The 20,839-nt window shown below is 54.6% G+C and carries 17 protein-coding genes; 12 read left to right on the top strand and 5 right to left on the bottom strand.

Features of this window, described 5'->3' with window-relative positions:
- Positions 1-22 precede the first annotated feature (22 nt).
- Positions 23-799, bottom strand: a complete 777-nt coding sequence (locus PKO02S_RS01685; RefSeq protein WP_127579345.1) for an SDR family NAD(P)-dependent oxidoreductase — start codon at positions 797-799, stop codon at positions 23-25.
- A gap of 223 nt (positions 800-1,022) precedes the next feature.
- On the opposite strand from PKO02S_RS01685, the gene PKO02S_RS01680 reads away from it, so the two are divergent.
- Both PKO02S_RS01680 and PKO02S_RS01670 read left to right on the top strand, forming a co-directional pair.
- The gene (locus tag PKO02S_RS01680; RefSeq protein ID WP_127579344.1) at positions 1,023-2,306 is read left to right on the top strand and encodes an aspartate aminotransferase family protein; all 1,284 of its coding nucleotides are present in this window, start codon (positions 1,023-1,025) and stop codon (positions 2,304-2,306) included.
- Positions 2,307-2,646: 340 nt separating this feature from the next.
- Positions 2,647-2,946 carry an NUDIX hydrolase gene (locus PKO02S_RS01670; RefSeq protein ID WP_127579343.1) on the top strand — a complete coding sequence of 100 codons (300 nt, stop codon included), beginning with the start codon at positions 2,647-2,649 and terminating at the stop codon, positions 2,944-2,946.
- On the opposite strand, the gene PKO02S_RS01665 is transcribed toward PKO02S_RS01670, so the two are convergent.
- The gene (locus tag PKO02S_RS01665) at positions 2,921-3,250 is read right to left on the bottom strand and encodes a thioredoxin family protein (RefSeq protein ID WP_127579342.1); all 330 of its coding nucleotides are present in this window, start codon (positions 3,248-3,250) and stop codon (positions 2,921-2,923) included. The genes PKO02S_RS01670 and PKO02S_RS01665 overlap by 26 nt on opposite strands.
- A gap of 15 nt (positions 3,251-3,265) precedes the next feature.
- Entirely contained in the window at positions 3,266-3,634 is a 369-nt protein-coding gene (locus PKO02S_RS01660) for a MerR family transcriptional regulator (RefSeq protein WP_127579341.1), read from the bottom strand.
- A 103-nt stretch (positions 3,635-3,737) separates the two neighbouring features.
- Here PKO02S_RS01660 and PKO02S_RS01655 point away from each other — a divergent pair, with 103 nt between their 5' ends.
- From PKO02S_RS01655 to PKO02S_RS01620, 8 genes are all read left to right on the top strand, one after another.
- Positions 3,738-4,070, top strand: a complete 333-nt coding sequence (locus PKO02S_RS01655; RefSeq protein ID WP_127579340.1) for a DUF1806 family protein — start codon at positions 3,738-3,740, stop codon at positions 4,068-4,070.
- Positions 4,067-4,759: a PIG-L family deacetylase gene (locus PKO02S_RS01650; RefSeq protein ID WP_127579339.1), complete on the top strand. Its 693-nt coding sequence runs from the start codon at positions 4,067-4,069 to the stop codon at positions 4,757-4,759. Before PKO02S_RS01655 ends, PKO02S_RS01650 begins: the two co-directional genes overlap by 4 nt.
- 999 nt (positions 4,760-5,758) lie before the next feature.
- Positions 5,759-7,201, top strand: a complete 1,443-nt coding sequence (locus tag PKO02S_RS01645) for a hypothetical protein (RefSeq protein WP_127579338.1) — start codon at positions 5,759-5,761, stop codon at positions 7,199-7,201.
- A gap of 5 nt (positions 7,202-7,206) precedes the next feature.
- Positions 7,207-8,187 carry an ABC transporter permease gene (locus PKO02S_RS01640; protein ID WP_127579337.1) on the top strand — a complete coding sequence of 327 codons (981 nt, stop codon included), beginning with the start codon at positions 7,207-7,209 and terminating at the stop codon, positions 8,185-8,187.
- Positions 8,188-8,208: 21 nt separating this feature from the next.
- A complete protein-coding gene (locus tag PKO02S_RS01635) occupies positions 8,209-9,096 on the top strand; it encodes a carbohydrate ABC transporter permease (RefSeq protein ID WP_127579336.1) in 888 nt (295 codons plus the stop codon).
- A gap of 113 nt (positions 9,097-9,209) precedes the next feature.
- On the top strand, positions 9,210-10,793 hold the full coding sequence (locus tag PKO02S_RS01630) for an extracellular solute-binding protein (protein WP_127579335.1): 1,584 nt from the start codon (positions 9,210-9,212) through the stop codon (positions 10,791-10,793).
- Between the two features lie 71 nt (positions 10,794-10,864).
- On the top strand, positions 10,865-12,814 hold the full coding sequence (locus PKO02S_RS01625) for an alpha/beta hydrolase family protein (RefSeq protein ID WP_164821239.1): 1,950 nt from the start codon (positions 10,865-10,867) through the stop codon (positions 12,812-12,814).
- 1 nt (position 12,815) lies between these two features.
- Positions 12,816-13,781 (top strand): PLP-dependent cysteine synthase family protein, encoded by a 966-nt coding sequence (locus PKO02S_RS01620; protein WP_246066784.1) that lies wholly within the window; start codon positions 12,816-12,818, stop codon positions 13,779-13,781.
- Between the two features lie 46 nt (positions 13,782-13,827).
- On the opposite strand, the gene PKO02S_RS01615 is transcribed toward PKO02S_RS01620, so the two are convergent.
- A complete protein-coding gene (locus PKO02S_RS01615) occupies positions 13,828-16,074 on the bottom strand; it encodes a helix-turn-helix domain-containing protein (RefSeq protein ID WP_127579333.1) in 2,247 nt (748 codons plus the stop codon).
- Between the two features lie 72 nt (positions 16,075-16,146).
- Positions 16,147-17,928 (bottom strand): DUF4091 domain-containing protein, encoded by a 1,782-nt coding sequence (locus PKO02S_RS01610; protein ID WP_127579332.1) that lies wholly within the window; start codon positions 17,926-17,928, stop codon positions 16,147-16,149.
- A gap of 261 nt (positions 17,929-18,189) precedes the next feature.
- Between PKO02S_RS01610 and PKO02S_RS01605 the strand changes: the two genes are divergently transcribed.
- Together PKO02S_RS01605 and PKO02S_RS01600 are read left to right on the top strand one after the other, a co-directional pair.
- A complete protein-coding gene (locus tag PKO02S_RS01605; RefSeq protein WP_127579331.1) occupies positions 18,190-19,380 on the top strand; it encodes a GNAT family N-acetyltransferase in 1,191 nt (396 codons plus the stop codon).
- Positions 19,381-19,485: 105 nt separating this feature from the next.
- Positions 19,486-20,754, top strand: coding sequence for a Gfo/Idh/MocA family protein (locus PKO02S_RS01600; protein WP_164821238.1), 1,269 nt, complete (start codon positions 19,486-19,488; stop codon positions 20,752-20,754).
- Positions 20,755-20,839: the final 85 nt, after the last annotated feature.

Raw genomic sequence — 20,839 nt, 5'->3', positions numbered from 1 at the left:
CCAACTCCTTCTGTAGGTCGGCTTACAGCTCTCCGGCATTCGCCAAGTGCCCGCCGTCTACGACTAATGTGGTGCCGGTAATGTATGAGGATTCGTCGGAAGCGAGGAAAAGAAAGGCGTTCGCCGTCTCCTCGATCGTGCCCAGGCGTCCCATCGGCGTACGTGCAGTCAAATTCAATTTTTCTTTCTGCTTCAGCTCGCGATCGAGCGGGGTATCGATGAAGCCCGGCGCTACGGCGTTGACGCGAATTCCATGAGGAGCCAGCTCGACGGCCATGGACTGGGTCAAGAGTACAACACCGCCTTTCGAAGCGTTGTAATGGGCCAGCTTCGTGCTGCCGGCGAGACCGTTTTTGGATGCCATATTAACGATGGAGCCCGACAGCTTGTCCGCGATTATCCGATTCGCCACCCATTGGCTGAGCTGGAACATCGCTGTTAAGTTGACGTTTAAGATTTGCTGCCATCGTTCGTAGGGGATCGAAGTAAATGGCTCTCGCGTCGCGATGCCCGCATTGTTGATCAGAACATCGATCCCGCCTAAGGTTTGCCACGCTTTTTGTGCAACTCGCGTTATTTGTTCCGGATTCCCCAGATCGCATAGTTCGCCGTAAGCTTGGGTCGAGCTTCTGCCCTCCGTCTGATGAGCGTTCAATTGGTTAACGGCTGCGGCCAAAGCTTCCTCGCGAACATCCAGTAAAAATACGGACGCCCCTTCTCGAACGAACCGCTCTGCGATCCCGAGTCCGATCCCGCGAGCCCCGCCGGTAACCAACACGCGCTTTCCTTGTAATCTCATGATCGACTCTCCTTCAGATTTGTTCGCACATTAAATGGTTATCAATAGGTTGAACAACTGATATCCTCAATTTACTTCTTGAGCGAACGGCTGTCAAACGAATTTTAAGCTGCACAGTGCATATTGACTGATGATCCAAGCACTCCTATAATGACACTATCAGTACTCTTGAATGATATTCAACATATTGAATGATTTACAATACCTTTCTAGGAGGAGTCCCATGTCCAAAAATACACAGCTTCACGAAGAGTCCAAAAAATACACGCCGGGCGGCGTCCATACGTCTATCCGGAATGTCGATCCGTTCCTCGTTTTTACGAAAGGGGAGGGCGCCTATATTTATGATGCGGACGGCAAAAAATATATCGATTACCAAGCCGCCTTCGGTCCGTTCATTCTTGGTCACAACCATTCGTATGTGAATGGAAAAGTTATCGAGGCGATCGGACGTACCGACTTGTACGGCGTAGGCTGTACCGATCTCGAGGTCGAGCTGGCGCGCAAAATATGCAAGCATGTTCCGTCCGCCGATCAAGTGTTGTTCTGCAACTCCGGCTCCGAGGCGACGTATCACGCCATTCGGTTGTCTCGCGCGATCACCGGCAGGAAGAAGCTGATCAAGTTCCAAGGCTGTTACCATGGCTGGCATGATTATGTAGCTCGCAATATGCTCAGCGCCTGGGACATGATAGGCAAACGCGACCCGGGATCGGCCGGTATGATGGACGAGGCGATCGACAACACGCTAGTCTGCACCTACAACGATCTCGACAGCGTCGAATCGACGCTGCAGGCGAACAAGGGTGAAGTCGCCGCGCTGATCGTTGAGCCCGTCCCGCATAATATCGGTTGTATCATGCCGCTGCCCGGCTTCCTGCAAGGATTGCGCGAGCTGTGCAGCGCCCATGGCGTAATCTTGATCTTCGACGAAGTGATCACCGGCTTCCGTCACAGCATCGGAGGCTTCCAGCAAGTGGCAGGCGTGACGCCGGACTTGACGACGATGGGCAAGGCGATGGCGAACGGCTACCCGATCGCGGCGATCGCCGGCAAACGCGAGTACATGCAGCGCTTCAATACGCAGCCTGGCGGCGACGTCTGGTTCGCGGGCACTTACAATGGCCATGCCGTCGGGACGGCCGCTTCGATCGCCACGATCGAGATGATGGAGAACGAGCCGGTGCATGAGCATATTTACCGTCTGGGAGAGAAAATACGCAGCGGCATCCGCGACATCCACAGCCGTCTGGGAATCCGTGCATATGTAGCCGGCTTCGGTTCGGTTTGGACGACTTATTTTATGGATTTCGAGCCGCTTAACTATTCCGACCTGGAGAAAAACGACGCCGGCCTGTACGTCAACTACCGGAAGAAGCTGATCGAACGCGGTATTTTCAAAATGCCTATGAATATCAAGCGCAACCACGTCAGCTACAGCCATACGGACGCGGATATCGACTATACGCTGGAAGTGATTGAGACGGTATTGAAAGAATTGGTGTAATCGGTGGCGGGCTGCTCTATAATGGATGGGAAAGCCAACCTTTTCCAGCGAGGTGCCTAAGTGAAAGTAAAAGCCGTATTGTTCGATTTGTTCGAAACGCTGGTGAGCGAATATGCGGATGGCGTTCGCAAAGTAAGCCGAGAGAAGCTGGAATACGATCACCCGAATATACGAGCTAGCTACCGAAAGATTGGGTGTGCGTCCGGTGGAATGTGCGTTCGTGGGTGATGGCGGGTTTGATGAATTGGCGGGTGCGCAAAGAGCCGGGAACGCTAAGGTGTGGCAAGCGGGATGGTTTGTTCCTCCTGCCTATCGCAAGGGATTCGAGGGAGGCTTTGTATTGGAAACTCCACAGGAAGTAGTCCGGCTTTTGCTGATAGAGCACACTCACACTCACATTCAGCATATCGCCTTGTTCTTTCATGTTCAGTTGCCTCCCGACGAAAAACCGGCCACTTATCGCGAAAGCGACGATGCAGCCGGTGCGGAGTGGGTGGAGCTGGCGAGATTCGACGAGTCGAATGCTTCGCCATTGGTAGTCAGCGCGGTTCATCGCATTCCGGGTCTGATGCCAGCCGACAGCTTCGACTCCCGCCTGTATGACGATTGGGTGGTCAAGCCATCTGAAGACCGCGAGTAATCGCGGATCGGTAGACCGACTTCGGTCTCAGCCCGACCAGCTTCTCCACGGGTTGACCGTCCCTGTACAGCATGACGGTAGGCAACCCCATAATGCCAAGCTCGGTGACGACGCTCGGCGCTTCGTCGGCATTTACTTTCATGATGCGTACCGGCTCTTCGCCGAGCTCCCGCTGGAGCTCCTCCAGCAGCGGAAGCAGAAGCTTGCATGGCGGGCACCAGGCGCTCGTGAAATCGATGAGCGTCACTTTGGCGGCGCCAACCTCCTGGTGATAGTGCTGCTCCGTAATCCATTCGATGGCCATTGGAATCGGCCTCCTTCATTGAGTTGTTGCTTCCGTAGCCTCGGCTTGCAGGTGAGCGATCCGTTCCTTCAAATTCGCGCGGATCATCTCGAGCTGGGCGATTTGGCGGTCGAGCTGCTCCAGCTTGTTTCGGTACACCGGAAGCACTTGCTCGCAGAACGCTTCTTTTTTGATCAGGACGCAATGCAGAAAACCGGCAATCTCTTCCGTCGAGAGGCCCAGTCGAATGTAAAATTGAATCGTATTCACTTGCTCGACAGCTAGCTCGGAGTACACGCGATACCCGTTTTCTTCCCGGTCGGAGCTTAGCAAGCCCTGCAGCTCATAATACCGCAGCGACCTTATGCTGACGCCCGTCCGCTTGGCCAATTCCCCGATTCGCACCGGATCGCTCGCCTCCTTTCCTCTCGGCTTCCTTTAGTGTAAACTATACCATTGATGTCAGGGTCAACATATACTTTTCAAATCATCCGAAGGGGGTAACCCGATGCAACCGATTGAGAAGAATGCGCTTGTTCAAGCAATGGCATTCTATAATGGAAAACAGGTATATGTTCATCTGGAGGCGAATCCGGGGATATTTCTGCGGAACGTGAGTTTGGTCGTCGAGCAAACGTTCGTCACCGGCTTCGGCCCGTACCGTGCAGCGATCCGAACTAGCGAAGGCGGCTGGATTCGTGCCGAAGGACTGACGGATATGGACACAGAAGTGCCGGGACGGTTGTTGATCGCCGGCCATGATGCATCCGGACGAATCACCGCTGCGTTGCAGATCGGGCTAAAGCCGTTTGACTTCGAAAAGGGGGGTGAACCAGCGTGACCCAAAAAAAATGGCTGCTCGTGCTGGCGCATCCGGACGATGAATCGTTCATCTGTGGCGGCATCCTGGCGAAATATGCAAAGCTCGGCGTCGACATCCATCTCGTATGCGCGACCAAAGGCGAGATGGGTCGACGGGTAGGCAATCCCCCCTATGTGACTCGCGAGTCGATGCCTCGGCTCCGGGAACGGGAACTGGCAGAAGCTTGCGAGCGGCTCGGCATTCGACAGCCGATCTATCTCGGGCTTATGGACAAGACAGTGGAGTATGAACCGGTCGAGCGGTTAAAGATGACGATCCTTCAGTACTTGAGCGAAATCCAGCCCGAAGCGGTGCTCACCTTTCACGAACGGCTCGGCGGTCATCCGGACCATTGCGCGATCGGATTAGCCGCCACGGCCGCATATTATGAAGCCAAACGTTCGAACACGCCGCCGGGGTTGAACGGCCTTTTTTTCATCACCTACGGTGAGTCGATGAAGGACCCGACACTGTATGGCATTCCACGCGAGAAGCGCGTGGCTGTAGATGTTTCCGATTCGCGCCGAGAGAAGCTGTATGCCTATCGCGCGCATCGCTGCCAGACCGAGATCGATCCATGGGTTTGGCTGCCGGATGAAAAGGCGCTCGAGGCAATGAGCCGTACCGAATATTTGCTTCGTGACGACGGAGAGCTAGAATTGAGTTGAGCGAGACAACAGAACTCCAGATTCTCATATGGACCATCAGGTTGCTTAACCTGTATGGTCTTTTTTGAGTCAGAACGATAACGCTTCGCCAAGTAGACCAATTTTACCCTTCATCGTGTCCAGCCGATCGTTTTAGCCGCCAAGAAGACCAATTTTACCCTACATCGCGTCCAGTCGATCGTTCCACTCGCCACAACTCCAAAGTAGTAACTATGCGGGAGCGTTATTGTTTGAGGAGAGGAGCAGGTGCCCTCTCAGTCCGCCATCCCAAGCGCCATCTATGAAAAGGCAGTATTTGTTCTAGTCCGACTTTTCCGGTCTGCGTGTCAGGATCAGAGGGGGAAGTGGTCTCTAGTCCGAATTTTCCCATTTGCAGAGCCGTTCCTGCACGCTCCGTTTGGGAAACGCCGCTCTAATTGGGTCAATTCGGACTACCGAGCTTTTTCGGGCGGTGAAGCGTGCCCTAGTCCGATTTATTCGGACTAGGGAACAAGGATACAGGCGCCCGCTGCTCGAGAATACTCTTCGCCTCGATGAAATAGCAGGTTGCGGGAATGCGGCGGAATTCCATCAAGGGCCATGCTTACAACAGCCGGTCGGAACCCCTCTTCCTGCCCTTCCGTTGATCGGCCATCGCGCAAACTGAAGCGAATAACAAACTTCCGTTCGGTTAATAACTACATAGCCCGTCACCTTGATCAACCTCAAAGTCTGCAATTAACAAACAAAAGTTTGCTAATTGTCCCATCGGAAGCCAAAACACCTCAATAACAAACTAAAGGTCACTATTAACAAATCGTTCGTAGTTATTAACAAATCAGCAGTTCGCAAATCTACATAAGTAGCGTTGATGGAATCGGAGTATTTTATTCTACACAATTTGTTGACTCCTTCATTTTTTTTCACATTTCCAAACAAACGGTGAAACAGCTAGAATACCGCCGATACCCGCCGGCTCTGGATTTCGCTACGATAGGGGTATGAGGGGAGAGAGAGCCCGTGAACAAACAAACGAAGTTTCGCCTAGACCAAGGGCCATTCGAGATCGACCAGGATGAAGGCTGGGCTACGATCGCCACGACGACGCCAAGCGACAAGCACATACGAAATGTAGGCTTGGGCATGGTCGGGTACACGTGGGAGGAGAACGGTCCTTCCGTCAAAGCGAGAAACGGCGAGGAATCGCTGGAACAACATATTGAGAAAATGGCGACGCTCCCATTCGCAGACGTGCTCTACATCCGATGCGACTGGCGGGATGTGCAGAGCCGGCCGGGCAAGCTCGATTTGCACCCGGTATGGAAGCTGACCGAACAAGCGGCCAAACAGTACGGACTGCGTGTCGCCTTCCGCGTGCAGCTGTCCAACTATTCGTTCCAGCCGGAGCGGCTCGCGATGCCGGATTTCCTTCTGGATCAAGTGCCGGTCGCGCCGATCGGAAGAACGAAAGACGGCCACATCATGAGGGAACCGATTTACAATCATCCAGCGTTTATGAAAGCGTTTCAAGAGCTGAACGAGCTGCTCGCCGAACAGTTCAATCATACGCGGACCGAGTTCATGGACCTGATGATGTACGGCTTCTGGGGAGAAGGGCATACGAGCCAGTATCCGCATCCGCTATCAAGCGACTATGAGGCGGAACTTACTTTCATGAAGCTGGCACAGCTGCAAATCGACACTTGGGACAAGGTACCGCTCGCAGTCAACACCCAGCCGGACATCAGCCGGGTCGGCAATAGAGCCGTCCAGCGTCTCGCGATCGACCAAGACTGTTGGCTCCGAACGGACAGCATCCTGATTGAAGAGCCTTGCCAAGTGCAAATGCTGAACGATCGGCCGCCGACGGCCGCCGCTATTCTCGAAGACGGCTATTATCGGCACTACGATACAAAGCGAATTCCCATCGACGCGGCAGGAATCAATGCGATGGAGAGCAATATGCTGCATGCGCTGAATGTCGGAGCGAATTACTGGTCGATGTGGACCGAGTCCGACAACCTGGCCGCCTACAACGAGCAATATCCGGCGGGGATCCGGGAGCTGCAGAAGCGTATGGGCTACCGGCTGCGGCCGGCATGGGTGTGGCAGCGCAAGCGCTACGGCACCGACGAGCTGGTTATCGCCCTCGCGAACGACGGCGTCTCCTCCGTGCCGGGCACCGTATGGCTGACGCTCACAGGTCCGGACGACGGCCATAAGCTGCACCTTAGCGGCTGCCTCGATCCCGGCCATCCGTACGCCGGCAAGCTGCGGCAAGCGGCGTTCGTGCTGCCGCCAGGTATGGACGGTCGAACGGTCCGCCTGAGCGCCGAGCTCGAGACGAAGCCGGGCGTGCGTCATCCGCTGAACTGGGCTTGCGCCCAGCCTGTCCATGTAGATCGATCCATAACGATCCAATTGAAAGCGCATAATGAATCCGGTTGGAGAAAGGGAGTGTGAAGCGCATGAAACAAACGGCAACAAATCCACAGCCAGCGGGGAATGGCCCTATCGGCACAAAAGTCGCTTCGCCTCCGAGTAGGAAGAAGCTGTCTGCAAGGCTCTGGAAGGAACGCTACTTATTCCTCCTCCTGATGCCAGGGCTATTGTACTTTATCGTTTACCGTTACGTGCCGATGCTGGGCAATATCATTGCGTTTCAGGACTACAGCCCGTTTCAAGGCTTTTTCCATAGCGAATGGGTCGGCTTGGCGCATTTCAAGAAAATATTCGCCGAGCAGGAGGTCATCCGCGTCCTCTGGAACACGCTCTGGCTGTCCTTTCTGCAAATCGCGTTCGCCTTTCCCATTCCGATAATACTATCCATCATGCTGAATGAGCTGAAAAGCGAAAGCTACAAGCGAGTCATTCAGTCAGTGCTTTATTTGCCGCATTTCCTGTCCTGGGTTGTCGTCGTCGGAATCGTTACGATCTTCCTCAAGACGGAAGGCATCATCAACAAAGGGCTGCACGCCATGTTCGGGATGGAGCCGATACAGTTTCTCCAACAGCCCGGATGGTTTATGCCATTAATCGTGCTCGAGGTCATCTGGAAGGAGTCCGGCTGGGGTACGATCATCTTCCTGGCTGCATTATCCGGCATCAGCCCTCACCTGTATGAAGCTGCTGTCGTAGACGGTGCGAGCCGTTGGCGACAAATATGGCACATCACGCTGCCCGCGCTGCGCAGCACGATTATCATCCTGCTTATCCTTCGGTTAGGCAACGTATTGGACTCCGGCTTCGAGCAAATTTTCCTCATGCTGAACCCGTTTACGATGGATGTGGGCAACGTGCTTGACACCTACGTATACTTCAAGGGGATTCAGCAGGCGGACTTCAGCTTCGGTACGGCGGTTGGTCTGTTCAAGAGCATAGTCGGACTCGTGCTGATTCTGATCGCGAACAAGCTGGCCAAAAAATTCGGCGAAGATGGCGTCTTCTAGCAGAAAGGAAGGGAACGACCTATGAACAAACACCGCTCGTTTGCCTCCATATTAGGAGACACCACGAACATCATCCTATTAGCGTTGCTGGCGCTGCTGATGCTATTCCCGTTCTACTATATCTTCGTGGTGTCCTTTACTTCCGCACAAGAGTATGCGGTGAGCGATCTGATTCTGTGGCCGAAAGAGTGGGTAGTGGATTCCTACTCCTTCATTCTGGGCTCCAAGGAATTTATTCGCTCGATCTGGGTAACCGTATACATCACAGTAGTGGGCAGCATCGTCAACTTGATTTTGACCGCCACGATGGCCTATGCTATTTCTCGAAATATATACGGACAACGCGTCTATCTCTTCCTGGTGCTGTTCACGTTCGTCTTCAGCGCGGGGATGATTCCGACTTACCTGATCGTCAAGGCGACCGGCCTTATCAACTCCTACTGGGCCTTGATTATTCCCGGCGCGATCAACTCGTTCAATCTGATCGTCATTCGGCAATTTTTCCAGAACATCCCGAGCGAGCTCACCGAAGCGGCGACGATAGACGGAGCCAATGATTTGCAAATTTTTTCGCGGGTCGTCGTACCATTGTCCAAACCCGCCTTCGCCGCCTTCGGCCTGTTCTATGCCGTTACGCATTGGAACACGTATTTCTCCGCGATCCTGTACTTAAACGATCCGACTAAATGGACGGTTCAAGTCATTCTAAGGCAAATCGTCATCTTGAACGATGCGACGAATACGCTCGTCTCCGCTGCCCGCGAGGCGGCCAAATCGGCGCATCAGCCGCCGGCCGAGACGATCGGCATGGCAGCGATCCTGCTGGCGACGGTCCCGATTCTAGTGCTATACCCGTTTCTGCAAAAGCACTTTGCGAAAGGGGTGATGCTCGGATCAGTCAAAGGCTAATCGCCTTGCCGCAAAAACGGGGCTCCCAGTGGGCAGTCGCCGTCATCTGACATCAGGCTCTGAGCATACGTGCAGACAATCAATCGCTTTAACCACAAAGGGGAGGTAACGAAATGAAACGTTTACTCACTGTAGGTGTAGCCGTCACTTTGGCGGCTAGTGTAGTAGCATGCTCTGGAGGAAAGACGCCGTCTTCGGACAATGGATCGAGCCCGGCGCCGTCGGCGTCGAACAGTGCGCCTGATATGTCCAAAAAAATTACAATCTCTACGATCGAGGGCACTTGGGCGAGCCCGCTTCCGAACCCGGAAGGAGCCGGCTTGAAGAGCATCAATGAAAAGTTCAATGTAGAGTTTAAGCCGCAATATGTGCCTTACGACGAATACACGAACAAGCTGCCGGTCGTTATGGCGGCGGGCGACTTGCCGGATGTAATCGGGATGGAGAGCGCCGACTCGAACTTCGTGAAGTGGGCGAAGCAAGGCGCATTCTTGCCGCTGAACGATTACATCGACAAGTTTCCTTCGCTGAAAGCCGTACCGAAGCATGTATGGGATGCGGTGACGGTTGACGGCAAAATTTACGCGATTCCGCAATACTTCCCGGAAAAGTACGGCAAGAAACCTCTCATTCGGAAAGACTGGCTGGATGCGCTTGGTCTGAAAATGCCGACTACGTATGAAGAGCTGAAAAAAGTCGCGATCGCTTTTACGAAGAACGACCCGGACAAAAACGGCAAAGACGATACGTACGGCATCGGCCTCTCCAAGCAAATCGTTTACGGGGCCCACATGGGAGCCGCTTGGGATTCCGGCTGGTACTCCAAGAACGAAGCCGGCCAGCTCATCCCGGGGATGATCTCCGAAGGCTTCAAGGAGCAGACTCAGCTGCTGGCCGATCTGTACAAGGAAGGCGCAATTCACAAGGATTGGGCGGTATCGAAAACAGCGGACATCCGCAAAGATTTCTTCGCCGGCAAATACGGGATTTACTATGAGCAGCCGTATGACATTTCCGAGTCGCGCTTCAAGAGCTTGAAGACCGCGGTACCGGGCGCCGAGCTGGCGGTCATTCCTCCGTTCAAGCAAGCTGACGGCCAACAAGGCTATCTGGCGCTGCCTGGCTACTATGAAGTGACGATGATCAATGCGAAGCTGAAGAACGATCCGGACAAGATCAACCGCATCTTGACAATGCAAGATTACTTCCGCACGTTCATCCCGGTTGACCAACGTATTTCCTCGAACAAAGATTTCGATTGGTTGAACGGCGGTGTAAATGTCGGGTACAAAGTGGAGAACGGCATTGCACTGACAGCGGCAGACACGGCGGAAAAACGTCCTAACGCATACATCACGGCACGTTTCTGGGCACCGAACAGCGAAGCGACCGAGCCGGGCAAAGTGTTGAACGATCCGTTCACCAAAGGGTTCGCTCAAGGAGCTGTCGACTTGCTCAAAAATCAGAAGTTCTATGTCGATCCGGTAAACCGGATTCACTCCGAGGTGTTGGCCGCCAAGCAGTCCGAGCTGCTGCAGCTGACTCAAGAATGGCAAACGAAGATGATCGTAGGCCAAGAGCCGATCTCGAACTGGAGCAAGATGATCGAAGAGTTTATGAGAAAAGGCGGCAAAGAAGTCATTGATGACGTTAATAAAATTCTAAACTCCTCCGGCATTAAAGGGGAATGGAAATAAGCATCGAATTAAAGGGGAGAAGCAATTCTCCCCTTTTTTTATCCAGAAAATTTCAGCGAGGTGGACAGAAGATGTCGATTAGATGTTCGGAATTCGAACGAAGAGCGCATGCAGGACGGGAAAGCAGCTATATAGACGATTATCCGGAACGGGCCGAATATCGGCAAAATGCGTTTCTGCGATACTTGGACTCGAGAAGCGATAAGTACCTGAACGAAAGAAAACGCAAGGTGAAGGCGGTTCGAACGCCAGAAGATGCGGCGGCATATCGCGATTGGGCCAGAGAAACGTTCCGTTCCTGCGTAGGTCCTTTGCCTGAAATGGCTGTACCAGGGAGGGTCGAGCTGATCGGAACGTTGGACCGCGGTCGCTATGCTGTAGACCGCGTTCGGATCGAGGGACTGCCCGGCGTGTTCATCACCGCCAACTTCTACTACCCGACAGGCATCACGTCGCCTGGACCGGCAGTTTTATTCGCATGCGGCCATGCTACGGATGGCAAAGCAAGCCCGATGTACGTTTCTTTCGGCGTAGAAGCGGCTACGAACGGCTTCTGCGCGCTCGTGTACGATCCGATCGGCCAAGGCGACCGGACGATTGCGAGCGGCGTAGAAGCGGAACCGATGGGCGCGGTCGATGCCCATTGTCTGGTTGATCGCCAGCTAGGCGCGTGGGGCGAGCGGTTGGCGCCTTACTTCGTAGCGGAGAGCGTGCGGGCGCTTGACTACTTGCTGTCGCGTCCGGAGGTGGACCCGCAGCGGGTCGGGGTGTCCGGCAATTCCGGCGGTGGCATGATGTCCGCCTATATGGGCGCCTATGACGACCGCTTACAGGCGGTGGCGCCGTCTTGCTACATCACCGAGCTGAAGGCGATGCTCACGCGGATATTGGCGCAGGATGCGGAGCAGTGCACGCAAGGGTTCATGGAGCAAGGACTCGATCTGAGCGACCTGATTACGGCGGCGGCGCCAAGACCGTATTTCGTCGGAGCGGCGCTGTATGATTTTTTCCCGATCGAAGGCGTGCGAGATGCGATGGTCGAAGCGAAGCGGCTATATACGCTGTTAGGCGCCCGCGACCGCATCGACACGCTGGTCGCGAGCCGAGGGCACGGCATGTGGGTAGAGACACGTCTTGCCATCCTTCGATTTTTCAGCCAGGCGTTCGACATGCCGTTCTATGGAAACGATGAAGTGGATTACGAGGCGTTGCCAACTGTGCAGGAGTTGACTTGTGGTCGGAACGCATACGACGTACAATCGTATTTGTCTGATAGAACGTCGGCAACGTCACCTAGCTCGAGCATATCGGTGCGCGAACGGCTCGTCGATGTCCTTAAGATCGATCCTACGGCACTGGGGAAAACGGCACGCTTGATTGGCGCTGAAAAGTATGTCCATTTCGAATCCGTACCTGGACTGACGCTGAACGGCTTGTTGCTCGATTCCGCCGTTGCAGGCGCAAACTCAGACAAGCTGAATATAGTCATCGGTCCATTGCCTAAGGAAGGCGATTCTGCTGCGGAAGCTTACCGGGGGCAATTCGACGGTGGCTGGCTGTATGTGGAGCCGCGTGGGATTGGAGAGAGTGCAATGCATCCCGATAGCTCCTTTCACCTGTTCGATGTCGAAACCGGCGCCTGCTACCACGCCAGATTGCTCGGCGAGACATTGCAAGGCATGCGTGTGCAGGATACGGCGGCTGCGGTGTCGATCGCGCGCGAGTTGCCAGGCTGCCATCAGGCTGAGATCATTCTTCACGGACAGGAGGAGCATGCCTTAACCGCCTTGTATTCCGCTGCGCTGCTCGATGGAGTGTCCGGAATCCGGGTTCAAGGATTGTTGGACTCATTCCGCTCGTTTCAATCCGAGCCGGCGGACCATTGGGGGCATGCGATTTACGTTCCGGGACTCGGTTGGGAGCTCGATGTGGACGACGTATTAGGTCTGTTCCAGCCAGGTCAAGCGACGGTTAGCGGACGTTTGGATTACAAGAAACAATGGAAAGAGAGTAGAGAGTAGAGTGAGGGACTACAATCATTCGATCTTGGAAGGCGTGCATCTGACGATCGGCCAGACGCCGATGGTGCGGTTGAGCCGATTGACACGAGGCTTGGCAGGGGACATCTATGCCAAGCTGGAGTATTTCAACCCAGGCTTCAGCAAGAAGGACCGGATCGCGCTGAAGATCGTCGAGATCGCGGAGCAGGACGGCAGCCTGTTGCCTGGACAGACGGTTGTGGAGCTGACAAGCGGAAATACGGGAACGGGGCTCGCCATCGTCTGTGCGGTGAAGGGTTACAAGTTTGTAGCCGTCATGTCCAGGGGCAACTCGGTTGAGCGTGCTCGGATGATGAAGGCGCTCGGCGCCGAAGTCGTGCTCGTCGACCAGGCGCCAAGCTCCGTGCCGGGGCAAGTGTCCGGCGAAGACATCGCGCTCGTAGAGCAGGAGACGGAGCGGATCGTGCTGGAGCGCGGCGCCTTCCGCGCGCATCAGTTCCAGCATCCCGGCAGTTTGCTCGCGCATGAGGAGCATACGGCCGAAGAAATATGGAGCCAGACCGGCGGCGAGTTTGACGTGTTCCTCGATTTCGCGGGCAGCGGCGGCACGTTCGCCGGCTGCGCCAAGCGGCTCCGCGAGTTGAATCCGGCGATTCGTTGCTACCTTGTAGAGCCGGCAGGCGCGCCTAAGCTGGCGGGCGGCTCAGTCACGAACCCGAATCACCGCCTGCAGGGCGGCGGGTATAACATGGAGCTGCCGCTTGTGGACCGCAGCCTGATTACAGGCTTCCTGACCGTCGACGACGAAGAAGCGATGGAAGCCGCCCGCCGGCTCGCCAGGGAGGAAGGCATCTTCGCCGGCTTCAGCTCCGGGGCGAATGCTGCGGCGGCGCTCAAGCTGCTGCGTGAGCGCGAGAAGGGCGCTCGGATCGTCATGTCGGTGAACGATTCGGGGTTGAAGTACTTGAGCACGGATTTGTACGAATAATACACAAAAAAAGCCTCGCGCGAGCGCAGATCCCGCTCGCGAAAGGCTAGACGATCTCATTTTTGCGAAACTCGCTGGGCGTCATGCCGGTGAATTTCTTGAACATGCGGTTGAACGAGTTGATATTCTGGTAGCCGACCATGGATGCGGCATCCTGGATGCGAATATCGGGACGAGCCAGCAGCTTTTTCGCTTTCCCTACCCGGACCGTATTCACGTAATCGACGAAATAGATGCCGGTTTTCTCTTTGAAGTAGGTGGACAAGTAGCTGCGCGAAATGTTCAGCTTATCGGCGATCGCATCCAGCGTAATGTCCTTCTCGTAATGCTCCTCCAAGTAATCGTATACGAAATGGATAATATGGTCGCGCTTTTCCTTACGCTCGCGGAGCAGCTGGGAGGCGGTTGCGATCATGCTGTTCAACAGCTCCTCCAGCTGTTCATACGTATGGATGGAAGGCAGCCTGGCCTGCACCTGCCGGATGGGCTGCGTATCCAAGGCGCGTTGTTGCAACGATTTCTGTGTACGCATGATAATATCGTCGGCGAACGCCAGGACCGCTTGCGTGCTGACATCCTTCTTGGCCAGCTGGGCTAGCAAACGTTTGACCAGCTGGATGACTAGTGCATCGTTGCCGTTGCTCATGTTGGCCTCGAATTCCTCTTCATGCGAAGGCGACATCGCCAGGCCCATCTCCTCCGTCTCGGCGGGGAGATGGAGCATCACTTGCGTTTCCTCGTTAAACTTCCTGCCCTTGAGCAGCTCCAAGCCGTTCCGATACGCTTCGTTCCAATCATCGGTACCTCCGGATGCGCAGATCGTCAAGAAGCAATAATCCCGTTCCGTGTCGAGCACCAGTCTGATCTGATCCAGGGTAGCGAGCAATTTCGGATCCTGTTGATCCGATTCCGTGAACACAATAGAGAGAATCTGGTCGTTCTCCATCTGGAACGTAAGCGAATCGCTGTATACCTCGCTCACAATTCGGTTCACGTACTCGCGGATGAACGAAGTCGCCCGCTCCTCTTCAACCTCCATGCGATGAAGCGCGGATTTGTAGCATACTTGGAACAAGAGCAGGACGAAAGGTCGGTCAGCCGTAATTAGCGAACTGGAGTTCCCGCTATTGTGACGGATCTTCTTCAGCATGTTCGAGTAGGCAAAGTAACGAAGCAGCGATTCTTTCTCGGATAAATCCTGATGGATATCGCGGCTGGACTGCAGAATATCGTTGATTTTATCGTGAATGATGTTGAATTCCTTTATCCCGCTCTGCCAAGGCAACGGCGTATTCCATTTCTGAATGGCGTCGATAATCCGTTTCACCGGAACATTCAAGCGATGGCTCAGCACAAGGGACAGCGTAACGCTAACCGCAACGGTCAAGATGAGCGACAGCAAAAACCAGAAATTCCATTTGACCTGGGCGGAGATCGTATTGTCCGGGATCATGTTGATATACGTGAACCCGCTTTTATCCTTCATGTAGAAATAGTAATGGTCGTCCTGCAGCACAAACCCTTCCTGGTTCGGAAACTCGGGCAAGGCGATTTGGGCGGAGTTGATGGAGCTGTACAACTTTTCGCCCCGTTCGTTCAGAATGTAGAAGTTATCGTTGATCGAGTGGTGCAGCGATCCATACAAGGAATCTGCATCCGCCATCGCGAGCATGTAGAAGTTCGGCAGTTGCTCGTTTTTAACCAAAATCGGGATCAGGTTTTTAGGCCCAACGCGATTGCCCCGATCCAGCTCAGCGAAGGTAGAGGCAGGAAATACCCTGAATTTGACCATTTCCTGGAACTGCTTGCTCCAGAATTCGGAGCTATAGTCCGGACTTTGATAGTAGCGGCCGAACATCGTTTGGATGTCCGTGCCGCGTCCTTTTTCCAAAGCGAACCCGGTGTCCTTATAGAGTAAAAAAATGTTGTCCAGGTACAGGAGGCGGTTGGCGAGAAAAAACTGCGAGTCCTGCATCGTCGCAACCGCCTTCAGGTAGTCGATTCCGTCGCCTTCCACGCTTTTCAAATTCGGCTGCAGCGAGAAGGTGAGTATGGAATTGTGAATAAGCTCGAACAGTGATTCATAACTGTCGGTCGTATTTTTCAAGTTGAGCGTATTGTATTTGATCAGCTCTTCTTTAATATCCCCCCGATAGTACATGACGGAGAACAGGATGAACGCGACGAGCAGCGAGATTACGACCAGGAAACTCACTAAGAGCCGTATAAATAAAGAGGAAGTCCTGTCCTTCAAGCCCATTCGGGAAAACACGTTCAGCTTGGACTGTTCCATTCGGCAATCACCCGTCCTAGTGTGAATTCCAGTGAGGCTCCATTATAACATAGCTGTCAGTCATGTCGAATCCTAATTTCGTGACAGCAGGTCGGCCAAATTTTTCCGATAGCCGTCCCAATCGCTGCCGACAGGGGACCATGCGATGTCTTGATCGCGGTCCGTCTCATGCAAGACACGAGGGATGGCCTCGTTCACGATCGCGTCCACTTGCTCGCGTTTACCTTGCCGGGCGGCTAGCCACATGTACTCGTAGTCCTGAATGCCCCGGCGCAAATTTTTCATCCGAATCGAGCTGATCGGCGCTTGAATGCCGCGGTCTTGCTCGCGATAGAACGGATCGTGGCCTGGGTAGAACAGGATGCCGTCTCCATTGCCCCAATGGACGCCGTCCCCTCCATAATAAAATTCGTCATTCTGATTGGTATTGATGTACATGAAGGTGACCGGATACCCGTATACGTTCTGATTCGTACGGCCGCGCGGGCCTTGATGGTTGTGGCGCCAGTGGGTACCATGCCAGACGAAATACAGCTCAATGTTATGCTTCCACTTTAGCCAGCTGTTCACTCGCATATCGACCGCATCGCCTTCCAGGATGATCGAGCCGTGAGAAGGGCGGTAGCCGTTGTAAAACCAGACGGGCTGTCCATTGCGGTCAGCGCCGGCTTTGCCTTCCGAGGTTACGTGGGAGGAACACCAGATATCGATCGATCCCTCCAGCGCTTGCGCAAAGCCGCGAGTAGTCAAAATCGGCAATTCGCGGCCAGGGCCCTCGGAAGATTTGATTGCGCTGCATTGCTCTTGAATCCAGGGGAACTTATCCACACGCGGCTCATCGATCAAGTAGAGGAAGTACGCGCCGTTCCAGCCGTAAGCTTCTTTCTGCTGATGGAACCAGTTTACCCATTTGTCGGCTTCCGCTTGCATCTGTGCCGGCTCTTCACCCAGGACCGGGGACCCGTACATCCCGACCGGGAAAATTTGCTCGCCTACACCTTCGCCCGGGCCTTCGTAGCCGTTGGCGCGGCTGAAGAACGAGCCGTCGAGATACGGACGATAGGCCTGAAGCGCCGTCTCATCGAAAGCTCGGCCATGCACATCGTCGCCTACCAGATTGAACCGGTGGCGCTGGGCCATTTTGCGCAGCGCGTCTTTAGGCGCGTCGAGCTTCGGGAAGTAGGAGCTGACATCGCTTGCATACACCATCGTCTTCGTATGGGTTTCCTGCGGCAGGGCGAAGTCGAACAACTGCAGCTCGACTGGAATCGTCGTTTCGTTGTGGTCATGCATAGTCACCGTGATCGCGCCGGTGTACAAACCTGGCGGCAGCGCGTCGTCATTCGGCACATAGATATCGATCCAGAAGCCTTGATTCGCTCGAGGCTGAACCGCAACGGGCTGTCCGCCAAAGCCTACACGAGCATTATGCGGGATGAGCGCGTCCGGAATCCAGCCTGACATCTGAAGCGGAGGAGCGCTGGCGGAGTAAAACCATTGAGGCGGCGTGCTCAGTTCATCAGGGACGTACAGATAGTGCTGCGTGAACACTTCGATACGTCGGCCGACATAGTCGTTCGGATCGTCGGGATGGGCTAGCTCGTTGCGAATGAAGGCGTTCTCATAGTTGCGATGGCGAAGCTCGGACATTTCGACGGATAATGAGGGGATCGGCGAGTTCTGCGACTCCACAATGAGCTGGAACGCGATCGTCTCGTTGCGCGCGCCGAACAATCTCACCGTATGACCGTCCCAGACGCTGTTGCCGTCCCGGTTCGGATTGGCCAAGTCGTCTCGGCGTACTTTCTCTCCATCTCCTACAGCCCAGATGTGTGTTTGATGTTGGTGTGGCATAGCGGTCTCTTTAAACCCCCATCTTATGATCTATTCTTACCTTATTATTTAATCATGCTGGCATCGGACGGGGTATCATCATATTTTTCACTCTTTCATCATATGTTCGATTTCGCAACAATCGTTCCAGAAGCGGAAAATCCGATTGTAGGCAGGCGGGAAGCGATTCCCCTATAGTAAGATGGACAACGAATATCGATTTGCCGGCCGTGCGCCGAATGCGTACAAGGCAAATCTTCAGAAGCGAAGGAGTGGAGCAAGATGATTCGACAGCTGAGACCGGATGAAGTCGATCAGTTCATGGACATGACGCAGGTAGCCTTCGCCGTGACGTTCTCGGAAGACGACTTGAAAGCGCGCAGCAAGCAAGTGGTGCCGGAGCAAATATGGGGTTACTACTTGGAGGACCGGCTTGCCGCCCGCATTGCGATAATCCCGTTCGAGACATACCTGGAGGGCGAGAAATACAAGATGGGCGGCATAGCGCATGTCGCCACGTATCCCGAGATGCGGCGCAACGGCATGGTAGGCAAGCTGATGACGCACAGCCTGGAAGTGATGCGTGCGAACGGACAGACGATCTCGATGCTCAACCCGTTCGCTTACGGCTTCTACCGCAAATATGGCTGGGAGTGGTTCTGCGACCATACTACGTATTCGATGGACATCCAGCATGTTCCGCGTTTCAAGGATGCATCGGGTACAGTCAAGCGGGGAAGCGCCGCCGATTTGGAGACAATCAATCGCATATACGACCAATATGCGATGCGATATAACGGCATGCTCGTAAGGACCGAGGAATGGTGGAAGTCTACCGTGCTGCGGCGTAAGCTGGGAAGCCTCGCGATGTCCTATGACGAGGCTGGCGAGCCTAACGGATATATGCTGTATACGATTCGGGACCGGAAAATGCGGATTTCGGAGTTTCTTGCGCTTAGTTTCGAGGGACGTAAGAGCTTGTGGCAGTTTATAGCCAATCACGATTCGATTCTGGACAAAGTAGATTTCAATTCGCCGCTAAACGATCCGGTAATGATGCTGGTAGGAGAGCCGGACAAGGTCGAGCGGGAATATTTCTCGTATTTCATGTTCCGCATCGTGGATTGGCAGGCACTTGCCGGGCGCTTCCGATTTGAGAAGCTAACACCAGGTACGGAGCTCCTATTCGACCTGACGGACGAACATGCATCATGGAATAGCGGCACCTGGCGATTGGTATGGCTATCGGATGGCGGCGTCAGCGTCACTCGGTTGGAGGCGGAAGAAGCAAGCGCTTGCGCTACAGCAGCACGCTGCAAGCTTGACATCCGCACTCTGTCTGCGATCGTCTGCGGCTTCCGCCGCCCGTCGGCGATGGCGGAGATCGGAAGGATCCATGGCGATGCTGCGTCTATCGCGTTACTGGAGCGCGCCATGCCGAGACGTCTCTCGCTGATCATCGACATGTTCTAATCGCACTAGCCGCATAGACGGATAGGACCACGAGGCAGGAATGGGTGGCCGTTACGGCGAAGAATACTGTTGTGGTTCATCTACTATGGGGGAGGCATACTAGAAGTGTCGCATCAAGCTATTAATATTGGCATTATTGGAGTAAATGGCTTCGGCGCCGTCCATCTGAAGCAAGTGCGGGCATTGGCGGAAGCGGGTGCAGTCAAGCTGGTAGCGGTTAGCGACCTGCGCATCGACGAGGAGAAGCAGGCAGAGCTGCAAGCGGAGGGGGCCGTTCTGTACTCGGACTATAAAGCGATGCTGGCGGAAGAGCGAAGCATGCAGCTGGTTATCGTGTCCACTCCGATCCATCTGCATGCCGGCATGGGTATTGACGTGATGGAGGCGGGCTACGACCTGTTGCTCGAGAAGCCGCCGGCGGCGACGATCGAAGATCTGGATCGGCTCATCGACACGATGGAGCGGACCGGGAAGCGCTGCGCGGTCAATTTCAGCAGCTTCACGCACAAGATGAGACAGGCGATGGCGGATTGGGTCGCTGCCGGCAAACTTGGTGAAGTGACGGCGGTGAAGGGGCTTGGCTTATGGAAACGGGCGGCTTCCTATTATAACCGCACGCCATGGGCAGGCAAGCTGAGCGTGAATGGGCGTCTTGTGCTGGACGGCACCGTCATGAATCCATTTTCCCATCTGCTCAACTTGTTAGTGCAATCTTCTGTGATCTGTGGAGCGGCTCAACGTGGTGTAAGTGATTCCACCGACAGCGGGCCGACTCAAGTCCAAGCGGAGCTGTATCACGGGAATACAATCGAGGGGGATGACACCTCCTGCATTCGGGTGATGGTGGAGGGCGGTCCGACCGTCAGCTTCTACGCCACGTTATGTTCTCGAGACGGAACGGATACGCCGCTAATGCTCATTGAAGGTACGGCCGGTTCGATTCGTTGCGAGTATAATAAGAAGCTGGAGCTTACTACCGCTGCAGGGGAGACGGTGGTCGTCGAGACCGAGGACGTCTGGCCGTATAGCAGCAACCTGATGAATATGATCCGGGTGCTGCGCGGCGAAGAGAGCGAGCTGATCTGCCCGCTGCGCGCAACTCGACGGTTTATGCTGACGGCGAACGGAGCTTTCGAGTCGGCGGGAGCGGTTCGAAACGTTGCTTCCGAGCATTTAGTTAAGCATGTTAATGATTCCGGCGATACGTCCACTTGGATTGTGGACATCGAAGCTACGCTGAGGGAAGCTTTCGAATCCTGCAAGCTGCTGTCGGAGTTTGGCACCCCATGGGCTGAGCCGACATCGCCATTCTCGCTGGAAGGCTACCGGCGGTTCCAAGCGGAGAAATTCGCCATCGCCGGACAGCCTAACTAGAAAATCAAGCCAAATTGAGCTTTCCTTTGACATTTTGACCAGGCACTCCTCCATACCTATCTACTACCGGCAATAAACGCTTTCA

Source organism: Paenibacillus koleovorans NBRC 103111, from assembly GCF_004000845.1.
Taxonomy (GTDB): Bacteria; Bacillota; Bacilli; order Paenibacillales; family NBRC-103111; genus Paenibacillus_AA; species Paenibacillus_AA koleovorans.
This window is presented reverse-complemented; position numbering and strand designations above follow the sequence as displayed.